The following is a 10,519-nucleotide window of genomic DNA, read 5'->3' as shown; positions in this document are numbered from 1 at the left end:
ATCAACCCGGCACAACACGGTTGCTTGACCTATTGGGCGGATCAGGGGGTGCTGTTGCTAAACGCCACCCTGACGGTGGAGAGCGGCAATGCCGGGTCTCATCAGGGCAAGGGCTGGGAGCAGTTTACGGACTGCGCCATCCGTGCCTTGAATGATCGGCGTGAAGGCCTGGTGTTCATGCTCTGGGGCAGCTATGCCCAGAAAAAGGGTGCCTTCATTGATGCCAGGCGCCATCTTGTCCTGAAGGCGCCGCATCCCTCTCCGCTGTCCGCCCACCGTGGTTTTTTGGGTTGCCGCCATTTTTCGAAAGCCAACGCCTATCTGGTCCAGCAGGGTTTGCCTCCCATAGACTGGCAACTGCCCAGTCTCCAGCAATTAGCGGAAGTTGCAGTAGAAGACACCGTTTGAGTTCAGGGCAACAGTCCGGCAGGCCATTGGGGGGCGTCGGGCGCTACAGCTCAATGGGTGGCTGGTCGCGCTTGCTGCGCAGCCAGTTGAGTCCCTTGAGTACCGAGGGATGCCCGACCACGCGCCGCTCCAGTAGGTATTTACCCGGATAATCGAGCAGCAACATGCCCATGGCGATCGTGAGCAAACCCTGGCCGGGCAAAAATAACATCAGGATACCGCCGCACAGCAGCACCAATCCCAGCAGATTTTTACCCATCAGCAGCAACAGCCGGGTGACGGGGTGACGCTCTTTAAAGGGGGCCGGGTGGCGCTGCTGGTGGTGGAAATAGTCCGCCGGGATCAATGAGACCAGCCAGGGTAACGCCAGCAGGCTGGCGACAAATGTCACCAGTGATATAACGCTCAGCCAGGTGAGCAGGGTCTGGTTATGCGACAGCCAGTCGAGCATTGAAGCGAATCCCTATAAATTAGAATACATATTAAATAAACTTTATAACAATATGATTAATCAATACTATATGGAGTATCCAGATGCGTAATCTCGGTGGCATGAGCGCTGCCTAGCAGCAGTTGATGGCTACTTGCCGCCTCGTCAGTGAGAACTACCAGTAAATCAATATTCTCTGCGCACCGGGCTGCCTGGACCAGATTGCCGACACTCTGTTCAGTACCGGGCAAGTAACAGGCAGTGCCCGGTGTCAGCAGCTGATTCCCCGCCGGAATGGCAATCCGATACATGTGCCGTTTGAGCTTGCCCAGGTATTTCATGCGTGCCACCACTTCCTGTCCGGTGTAACAGCCTTTCCTGAAGCTGATGGCATCGATGGCCTGCAGGTTCAACATCTGCGGGATAAACATTTCCGCGGTTTCCAGCTGCACGTACCCCAGTCCGGCGGCGATATCCTGAAGCTGCCAGAATTCCGTGCCTGTGGGTTTGGCCAAGTTGGCAAGCGCCTGCCAGGCGGTTTGCGCGCCCTGTTCAACCAGCAGTATTTTTCTGCCATCACTCAAGCTGTGTGCGGTATAGATGTCTATAGCCGTCGGCAGGCTGTGATCGCCTGCCGGGGAAAGACCCAGTGGCAGATACTGGTCACTGGCATCGGTGAGTTGGGCTTTAAAAAACACAGCGTACTTGGCCAGGTGTTCCAGCGTGGGCTTGACCAGGGAGTGGTGCATTTGCAGCAGATAGCGCTGCTCCTCCGTCCGGTACAGAATAAAATTGCTGAGCATGCGCCCCTTGGCGTTGCAGCAGGCGCCGGGCTGGCTGTCGCCGACGTTTAATTTCGGGACATGGCAGGTCAGCTGGCCCTGCAGGAAGCGACCGGCATCCGGACCCTCAATGGAAACCAGGCCCAGGTGTACCAGGGGCGTTACGGTGGCCATCCCGAGCAGCCCTGGATAATCGGTGGGATGTTCCCCAAAAGACAGCATCTGGGGCTGTTCGTAGAGGGCGCCTGATTGCTTGAAAATTGCCTGCCAGCTGCTCATAGTTATTCCGCGATAGAGAGGGTGATTATCTTAGTGGGTTAACCATGGCCGATCCACTATAATGCCCAGCCTTGAAACACAACCGAAAGGTGCGAACTGATGGAGAGAAACCGACTTTTCTGGGCCAGCCGCCGGGGTATGCTGGAGCTGGATCTGGTCTTGCTGCCATTTCTGGACAAGATTTACCCGAGCCTGGAGGAAGAGGACAAGGAGCGCTATCACCGCCTGCTGGATTGTGAAGACCAGGATATGTTTGGCTGGTTCCTCCGCCGCGAGGACCCGGAAGACCCGGATTTGCAAAAAATAGTGCAGATCATCCGTGACACGAGATCACAGACACGTTGAGGTTGCGGTTCGGCCCTCCCGGCTGATGCTGGCCTGGATTCTTTCGATCCACATACTGGTATTCGCGCTGTTGTGGTTCAGTCCGTTGTCCGGCTGGCGCCTCCTGGTGCTGGCCATGGTGGTGTTATGCGGCCTTTCCATTTGCCTGCGGCGGTGGAGGAGGCCGGGTTTTACCGGTCTGTGCTGTCGGGACGGGTTGTGGTCGCTGTCGTCGTCACAGGGGCCAACCCCCGTGGAACTCATCAGTTACCAGCGGCTTTTCGGTATGCTGTTGCTGGTCTTTCGCAACGGATGGCGCCGCCATTCGCTCGCCTTGCTACCGGATAGCGCCAGTGCCGATGAGTTGCGCCGGTTGCGGCAGCTGTTGTTGCTGGGCCGGGCTAGTTCTTCCGGACAATAATATTCTGCGCCGCAAAGTTGATCGGCACCATGATGGTGTCCTTGGCGATCGGCGAGGTCTCAGGGTAATCCAGTGTGTAGTGCAGGCCGCGGCTCTCCTTGCGCTGTTCCGCGGAGCGAATGATGAGCTCCGCCACCAGCACCAGGTTGCGCAGTTCCAGCAAGTCCCGGGTGATCTTGTAATTGCTGTAGTACTCCTGGATTTCCTGCTGCAACAACTTTACCCGGTGGTGGGCGCGCTCGAGACGCTTCCTGGTGCGAACAATGCCCACGTAGTCCCACATAAAGCGGCGCAGTTCATCCCAGTTGTGGGAGATCACCACATCCTCATCGGAATGGGTAACCCGGGTTTCATCCCAGGGGCGCGCCGGTTCGGGATCGCCAATGCGGTCGATGCTCTCGCGGATGGCCTGTGCGGCCGCCTGTCCGTACACCACGCATTCCACCAGGGAGTTGCTGGCCATGCGATTGGCGCCATGCAGACCGGTAAAAGCGGTCTCGCCGATGGCATACAGGTTCCACAGGTCGGTCTGGCCCTTTTTGTTTACCACGATGCCGCCGCAGGTGTAATGCGCCGCCGGCACCACGGGAATGGGCTCACGGGTGATGTCGATACCGTAGGCCAGGCACTGGGCTTTGACGGTGGGAAAGTGACTTTCCAGAAACGCCGGGGAGCGGTGGGAAATATCGAGAAAGACACAGTCGCTGCCGAGACGTTTCATCTCGTGGTCAATGGCGCGGGCGACGATGTCCCGGGGGGCGAGTTCTCCCTCCGGGTGAAATCGGTCCATGAAGCGCTCACCGTTGGGCAGCCTCAGGTAGGCGCCCTCGCCGCGCAGGGCCTCGGTGATCAAGAAAGCCTTGGCATTGGGGTGGTACAGGCAGGTGGGATGGAACTGGTTGAACTCCATATTGGCGACCCGACAGCCGCGACGCCAGGCAACCGCGATGCCGTCACCGGACGCGCCATCCGGGTTGGTGGTGTATAAATAGGCTTTGCTGGCTCCGCCGGTGGCCAGTACCACCACCTTGGCCTGGAAGACACAAACCCGGTCGTCCCGGTTGTCGAGCACATAGGCCCCGGTGCAGCGGACCCGGCTGGAGTCGCTGTCGGCCTGGGTAATCAGATCCACCACCACGTGGTTCACGTAAACTTCAATGGAAGGATGTTGCAAAACCTGTGCAGCCAGGGAGGTGGATACTTCCCGGCCGGTCGCGTCGGCGGTGTGCAGAATGCGGCGGTGGCTGTGGCCGCCCTCACGGGTGAGATGATAATCGTTGTTGTCGTCGTTGAGGGTAAATTTGACCCCTTGTTCGACCAGCCAGCGGATGGCGTCCGGACCGTTTTCAGCGGTGTAACGAACGGCATCTTCGTGGCAGAGACCGGCACCGGCAGCCAGGGTGTCCTGGACATGGGATTCGATGGAATCCTCGGTGTCGAAAACGGCGGCGATGCCCCCCTGGGCATACCAGGTGGAACCGGATTGGATGGCACTTTTACTGAGGAGGGCAATGCGGTATTTGTCGGCCAGTTGGAGGGCAACGGTCATACCAGCGGCACCACTGCCAATGACCAACACATCGTGGTGGCACGTTTTATTCATCGACGAGGCCAGGTCCTAGAATGGAATGGTTGGCATGATAGTATAGCGGGCCGAAAATGAATACTGGTGTCATATCACCGCTTGCCCACGAACTATTTGCCTCAGGCATTGTCTAGCACAACTGCCTGTAGGCCGTGGGTATTTACTGGAGTAGTTATGGAAGCCGAACAGGCAGCAGACAGAGACAAGTTATTGGTCGCCCGTGTCCAGAAAGGGGACAAGCGCGCCTTTGACCTGCTCGTCATGAAGTACCAGTACAAGGTTCATGCCATCGTCAGTCGCTACGTCAAGGATTTTGACGAGGTCAACGATGTGGTTCAGGAGGCGTTCATCAAAGCCTACCGGGCACTCGCCAAATTTCGAGGTGAGAGCGCGTTTTATACCTGGTTGTACCGGATAGCCGTCAACACTGCCAAAAATTATCTGGTGGCCAAGAATCGCCGCCCCCCAGCCAGTGATGTCGATGCGGAGGAGGCGGATTATTTTGAAGGCAGCGAACGCCTCCGGGATATCGACTCCCCGGAAAACCTCCTGTATCGGGACGAACTCGAGGCCGCAGTCGATCAGGCCATAAAAAATCTCCCGGAAGACCTGCGCACCGCGGTAACTTTGCGTGAATTCGAAGGTCTCAGTTATGAAGAAATTGCCGAGGTCATGGATTGTCCGGTAGGTACGGTGAGGTCGCGTATTTTCAGGGCGAGGGAAGCCATCGATCAGAGAATCAAGATGCTGGAAGGGTAGTGTGTCGCCACAATTGAACCTTTCCCCGGACACTCTGTCTCACCAGTGACTTCCAGTTGGCAGTGGATGCAGTAGGCGGCTGGTGTGGCGATATTTGTAGAGCTCTGCGCCGCTGTGTGGCAGACTAAAACAACCTCAGACAAGGCAGGTTTCAGGTATGAGTGACCATAACATTCGCGAAAAAGAGTCCCTTTCTGCACTCATGGATGGTGAGTCCGACGAACTGGAGTTCCACCGCATACTTAAAATCGCCTCTGAATCTGATGAATTGCGCGATACCTGGCGTCGCTACCAACTGGCCGCTGCGGCCATGCGCAGGGATCTGCCCCCCCAGGTGATTGATTATTCAGCCTCCATCCGGGCCGCACTTGAAGCCGAGCCGGCACTGGGTCGAAGCGCTGCAATTTCCCGCATGATGAAACCCCTCGGTCGCTTTGCCATTGCCGCCTCGGTGGCTGCGGTAGCCATTGTCGGCGTGCAGCAGTACAGTCAGCCCAACGGGGTGACTGCCCCGGTTGCCGCTGTCGATGACGTACAGGTGAATTTCGTCAACCCCCAGCTCAGAACAGCGGCTGATTTTGGTATTCCTGCAGTGACGGCTCGTACTGTCAGTGCCAGCTCGGAACCGGATAGCCACCGGGTCACATCGCAGCCGGTGATCGTCGTCAAGGAAATGGCCCCGAACGACGTGACAAGGGAACAGGTTCAGGCCTACCTGAACGAGCTGATGACCCGCCACACCGAACATGCCGCGTTCAACACCAACCAGGGTATGTTGCCCTATGCGCGCATGCCTGCCTCCCAGGACAACTGATTTCAACTCATTCATGTTTCTGACAAGGTGTTGTGCCGTTATCCTTGCCGGTGTTTTTTTACAAGCACAAGCCCATGCCGTTGAACTCGCCGCTTCGGGAGAGGAACTCCTGAAGCAAATGGCGGTTGCCAACCGCCACCTGAATTACACCGGCATTTTCACCTATGAGCACGGCGGCACGCTGAAAACCGTCAAAGTCTTCCACGCCATCCGGCAGGGCAGGGAAGTAGAGCGCCTGATTTTGCTCAGCGGCCCCAAACAGGAAGTCATCCGCCGCGGTGATGACGTTAACTGCCAGCGATTGGGCGATGCCATGTTGCGCGATAACGCGGCGGGCATCGCCAATATTGCAAAACATCATCTCGACCAGTACTACAGTGTTCAGGTCAAGCCGGATGACCGGATCGCGGGCCGGGAGGTGAACATCCTCCATGTGGTGCCACTGGATGAGCATCGCTACGGCTATGTGCTCGGCATCGATAAGGACACCGGACTGTTGCTGCAGTCCATGCTGGTTGGGAGCAACAATCGTGTGCTGGAGCGCTTCCAGTACGTGGACGTCCAGGTTGGGGGCGCCATTGCTGATGCAGATCTCGGTGCGGACACAGATGAACCCCAACGGGTCTCTCCCGATGCGGCGCCCTGTCTTGATCACGGCGCGCTGCAACTGACCACACCAAACTGGAGTCCCGGCTGGTTGCCGCCGGGTTACAGCCTGGCAGGCCACGAAATCTCTACTGAAAATGGCAGGGAAACACTGATCTTTACTGATGGGCTCTCTGTCTTTTCACTTTTCGTCGATCCGGAGATGGCCGCCAACTTCCCCCAAATGCAGGCGCAACGGGGTGCAACAGTGGCATACTTGTCCCGTCTCAGCGCAAATAATCGCCAGTATGTCGTTTGTGTGGTCGGTGAAATACCCGTCGAGACGGCAAAACTGGTAACGCAATCGGTAATGCCGAAAACCCCGGCACCCTAAGCTGCTGCGGGCTGCACCCCGCGGCCAATGAATATTTCCATCAGGAGTCACTAGACGCGTGATCAAGGAAACCGGACGAGTTATTGCGCTGGAAACAGACGGCCTTTGGGTCGAGACGATCCAGCGCTCCGCTTGCCACAGCTGTGCGCTACAAAAAGGCTGTGGACAGGGGGTGCTTGCCCGTTTTGCAGGCAAACCGGCCGCCATCCGGGTGTTGCCGGGAGACTGTGATATCCGCAACCTGCACCCGGATGATCAGGTGGTCATCGGTATACCAGAGGACGTGCTGGTGCGCGGTACGCTGCTGATTTATCTGTTGCCGCTGGTGCTGCTGGTTGCAGGCGCGGCTCTGGCGGCATCCGTTTCCTCCTCGGATATTATGGTCGCATGTGGTGCCGCGCTGGGCCTGTTTGGCGGCGGCCTGATCGCAAGATTGCATTCAATGGTGAATAAAAATAATAGCCGGGTGCAACCAATACTTCTGGAACAGCTCAGCCACTCCTAGCAGTTTCAATCCTGAGTATCGTTCCGGTGATGAAAGCCCATCCGGATGGGGGACACTATGCCACGTCATCGTTTTGCTCTGTGGGTATTAGCTGCCTTCACCTTTTCTAGTGAGGCATTAGCCCATGACTGGCCGGATTTTAATGAACTGATTACCGGCGCCTCGCCTGCTGTGGTCAGAATCGATACCTATCAGGCCTCTGCTGGCCAGACTGCCCCGTCGCTATCGGAGCAATCCCTACCTGATACCTATCACGATTTTTTCGAGCATCGTCCCGATGAGGTTGAGGCGTCCCATGGGACCGGCTCGGGTTTTATTATTTCTGAGGATGGCTATGTACTGACCAATCAGCATGTGGTTGCAGAGGCCGCCCAGATCAGCGTCAAACTGATTGATCACCGCAGATACGATGCTCGGGTTGTTGGCATGGACCCCCGCTCTGACCTGGCGCTACTGAAAATTGAAGCCCGGGAATTGCCGGTTCTCCGGTTCGCTTCCTCTGACAATGCCCGGGTGGGGCAGTGGGTGGTGGCTATTGGTGCCCCTTTCGGCCTCGATTACAGTGCCAGTGCCGGGATCATTAGCGCCATTGGGCGCAGCATTCCCACTGAGGGTGGCGACAACTATGTCCCTTTTATCCAGAGCGATGTAGCGACTAACCCCGGCAGTTCCGGAGGCCCGCTGCTGAATCTGCAGGGTCAGGTGGTGGGTGTCAATTCACAGATATTTTCCCGCCCCGGAGGTGGCTCCATTGGTTTGTCCTTCGCTATTCCCTCAGCTATGGCCGAGGATGTCATCCGGCAATTACAGGCCCATGGCAGGGTGGCGCGCGGTTGGCTGGGGGTGTATGTGCAGGAGGTAACCCCAGCCATGGCCAAGGCCGCCGGACTCGACTACGCTTTCGGCGCGTTTGTTGCCCATGTGCAACCTGGCAGTCCAGCCGGGGCTGCCGGTATTCGAGCGGGGGATATCTTCCTGACCCTCGATGCGCGGCAGATTGTTGAGCCGGGAGACTTGCCGCAAATTGCCGGTTTGCTGGTGCCGGGTAGCAAAGTGGTCGCAGAGCTCATTCGGGGCGTAGCTCGGCAACATGTGACCATCACTATTGGTGAACTTCCCGAGTCAGCGCCATCGGCCCAATAAGTGGATCCATGCCATATCGTTTTGCCCCGGGTTGCGACCCGCCAGCGGGGGGCAACTTCGCGCAATTCGTAGCGTGTATCGGGTAAATACGCTAGACTGCACGGCCTGAAATTAACCCCGGACATTTTCAGTCCCCTATCAGAATAGGCCGCTGTGTCAGATCTAAGCCACATCCGAAATTTTTCCATTATCGCCCACATTGACCACGGAAAATCCACTATTGCCGATCGTTTTATTCAGGTCTGTGGTGGGTTGGAGGCACGGGAGATGGCCGAACAGGTTCTCGATTCCATGGATATCGAGCGGGAGCGCGGTATCACCATCAAAGCCCAAAGCGTGACGCTGGAATACAAAGCGAAAGACGGCAAAATCTACCAGCTCAACTTTATCGACACCCCCGGTCATGTGGACTTTTCCTATGAGGTGTCGCGATCACTGGCAGCCTGCGAAGGCGCGCTGTTGGTAGTGGACGCCGGGCAGGGGGTCGAGGCGCAATCCGTCGCCAACTGTTATACCGCCATCGCCCAGGGGCTGGAGGTTATCCCGGTCTTGAACAAGATGGATTTGCCCCAGGCCGACCCCGAAAAGGTCATGGCGGAAATTGAGGACATTATCGGTATCGATGCCCACGATGCGGTGCGCTGCAGTGCCAAAACCGGTCTGGGCATTGATGAGATTCTTGAGGAGCTGGTGGCCAAGGTTCCGGCTCCGGTCGGGGATGTGGATGCACCGCTGCAGGCCCTGATCATTGATTCCTGGTTTGACAACTACCTGGGCGTAGTTTCGCTGGTAAGAGTTACCCAGGGTACTCTGAAGGTTAAGGATAAACTGATAGCCAAATCCATTGGCAAAGCCCATGTGGTCGACAATGTCGGCGTGTTCACGCCGAAACGCAAGGACACCGGTGTCCTCAGGGCAGGGGAAGTGGGCTTTGTGGTGGCGGGGATCAAGGATATCCACGGCGCTCCGGTGGGTGATACCTTCACCCACAGCAATACGCCTAATGTCGCTGCATTGCCCGGTTTTCAGCGCGTCAAGCCGCAGGTTTATGCCGGTATGTTTCCGGTCAGCTCAGATGACTTTGAAGATTTTCGGGATGCGCTGGCCAAGTTGACCCTCAATGATGCCTCGCTGTTTTATGAACCGGAGAGTTCTGATGCCCTCGGCTTCGGTTTCCGTTGCGGTTTTCTGGGCATGCTGCACATGGAAATCATCCAGGAACGCCTGGAGCGGGAATACGACCTCGATCTGATTACCACCGCACCCACGGTCATTTATGAAGTCCTGAAGACGGATGGTTCCGTCATCCACATGTCCAATCCCTCCAATATGCCGGACCCCGCCTATATCGACGAGATGCGGGAACCCCTGTGTGAGGCCAATATCCTGGTGCCCAAGGACTACCTCGGCAATGTGATCAACCTGTGTGTGGAAAAACGGGGGATCCAGAAAGACATGCTGTTTGTCGGTGGTCAGGTGTCCCTGACCTATGAGTTGCCGATGAGCGAAGTGGTAATGGATTTCTTCGATCGACTCAAATCGGTCAGCCGGGGTTTTGCGTCACTGGACTACAGTTTTACCCGTTTCCAGGCGGCACCGCTGGTGAGGCTTGACGTACTGATTAATGGCGATAAGGTGGATGCACTGGCATTGATCATTCACCGGGCGAACTCCCAATACAAGGGACGTCAACTCACGGAAAAAATGCGCGAGTTGATTCCCCGGCAGATGTTTGACGTGGCCATTCAGGCGGCTATTGGCGGCCACGTGATTGCGCGCACTACGGTAAAGGCGCTGCGCAAAAATGTAACGGCGAAATGTTATGGTGGCGACGTGACGCGCAAGAAAAAACTGTTGGAGAAACAGAAAGAAGGTAAAAAGCGCATGAAGCAGGTGGGTAGTGTGGAAATTCCCCAGGAAGCGTTCCTTGCCGTACTCAAAACGGATAGTTGAGGTATTTGATGGATATTGATTTTCCACTGGTATTGGTTGTTCTCACCTTTGTGACGGGTGTGGTTTGGCTGGCGGACAAGCTGTTTCTGAGAAAACGTCGTCTTGCCAACGCGAGCGAACAAGCCGAAGCGAACAGT

At 56.7% G+C, this 10,519-nt stretch carries 12 protein-coding genes; 9 read left to right on the top strand and 3 right to left on the bottom strand.

The annotated features are described in order from the left end of the window. The coding region (locus tag ABY948_RS08205) for a uracil-DNA glycosylase (RefSeq protein ID WP_461482043.1) at positions 1-408 on the top strand (408 nt) is incomplete at its 5' end. 43 nt (positions 409-451) lie between these two features. Here ABY948_RS08205 and ABY948_RS08200 read toward each other — a convergent pair. After that, positions 452-859 carry a PGPGW domain-containing protein gene (locus ABY948_RS08200; RefSeq protein WP_461482042.1) on the bottom strand — a complete coding sequence of 136 codons (408 nt, stop codon included), beginning with the start codon at positions 857-859 and terminating at the stop codon, positions 452-454. Between the two features lie 56 nt (positions 860-915). Beyond that, the gene (gene ygfZ / locus ABY948_RS08195) at positions 916-1,899 is read right to left on the bottom strand and encodes a CAF17-like 4Fe-4S cluster assembly/insertion protein YgfZ (RefSeq protein ID WP_461482041.1); all 984 of its coding nucleotides are present in this window, start codon (positions 1,897-1,899) and stop codon (positions 916-918) included. Between the two features lie 99 nt (positions 1,900-1,998). Between ygfZ and ABY948_RS08190 the strand changes: the two genes are divergently transcribed. Next, positions 1,999-2,244: an FAD assembly factor SdhE gene (locus ABY948_RS08190; RefSeq protein WP_461482040.1), complete on the top strand. Its 246-nt coding sequence runs from the start codon at positions 1,999-2,001 to the stop codon at positions 2,242-2,244. Then, positions 2,219-2,644: a protein YgfX gene (locus ABY948_RS08185; protein WP_461482039.1), complete on the top strand. Its 426-nt coding sequence runs from the start codon at positions 2,219-2,221 to the stop codon at positions 2,642-2,644. The genes ABY948_RS08190 and ABY948_RS08185 overlap by 26 nt, the downstream gene beginning before the upstream one ends. Here ABY948_RS08185 and nadB read toward each other — a convergent pair. Beyond that, the gene (gene nadB, locus ABY948_RS08180; protein WP_461482038.1) at positions 2,625-4,247 is read right to left on the bottom strand and encodes an L-aspartate oxidase; all 1,623 of its coding nucleotides are present in this window, start codon (positions 4,245-4,247) and stop codon (positions 2,625-2,627) included. The two genes, ABY948_RS08185 and nadB, sit on opposite strands and share 20 nt — an antisense overlap. Before the next feature lie 156 nt (positions 4,248-4,403). On the opposite strand from nadB, the gene rpoE reads away from it, so the two are divergent. The 6 genes from rpoE to lepA all read left to right on the top strand — a co-directional run bounded on the left by rpoE (position 4,404) and on the right by lepA (position 10,382). Beyond that, entirely contained in the window at positions 4,404-4,988 is a 585-nt protein-coding gene (rpoE, locus tag ABY948_RS08175; protein ID WP_461482037.1) for an RNA polymerase sigma factor RpoE, read from the top strand. Positions 4,989-5,145: 157 nt separating this feature from the next. After that, entirely contained in the window at positions 5,146-5,802 is a 657-nt protein-coding gene (locus tag ABY948_RS08170) for a sigma-E factor negative regulatory protein (RefSeq protein WP_461482036.1), read from the top strand. After that, positions 5,735-6,781: a MucB/RseB C-terminal domain-containing protein gene (locus ABY948_RS08165; RefSeq protein ID WP_461482035.1), complete on the top strand. Its 1,047-nt coding sequence runs from the start codon at positions 5,735-5,737 to the stop codon at positions 6,779-6,781. Before ABY948_RS08170 ends, ABY948_RS08165 begins: the two co-directional genes overlap by 68 nt. Before the next feature lie 58 nt (positions 6,782-6,839). Beyond that, positions 6,840-7,286, top strand: coding sequence for a SoxR reducing system RseC family protein (locus tag ABY948_RS08160; RefSeq protein WP_461482034.1), 447 nt, complete (start codon positions 6,840-6,842; stop codon positions 7,284-7,286). Positions 7,287-7,343: 57 nt separating this feature from the next. After that, positions 7,344-8,429, top strand: coding sequence for a S1C family serine protease (locus ABY948_RS08155; protein WP_461482033.1), 1,086 nt, complete (start codon positions 7,344-7,346; stop codon positions 8,427-8,429). A 153-nt stretch (positions 8,430-8,582) separates the two neighbouring features. Beyond that, positions 8,583-10,382 carry a translation elongation factor 4 gene (gene lepA / locus ABY948_RS08150; RefSeq protein WP_461482032.1) on the top strand — a complete coding sequence of 600 codons (1,800 nt, stop codon included), beginning with the start codon at positions 8,583-8,585 and terminating at the stop codon, positions 10,380-10,382. Positions 10,383-10,519: the final 137 nt, after the last annotated feature.

Origin of the sequence: Porticoccus sp., assembly GCF_041592135.1 — a bacterium.
Taxonomy (GTDB): domain Bacteria; phylum Pseudomonadota; class Gammaproteobacteria; order Pseudomonadales; family Porticoccaceae; genus Porticoccus.
The sequence above is the reverse complement of the archived record's forward strand: the minus strand, read 5'-3'. Positions and strand labels throughout refer to the sequence as shown.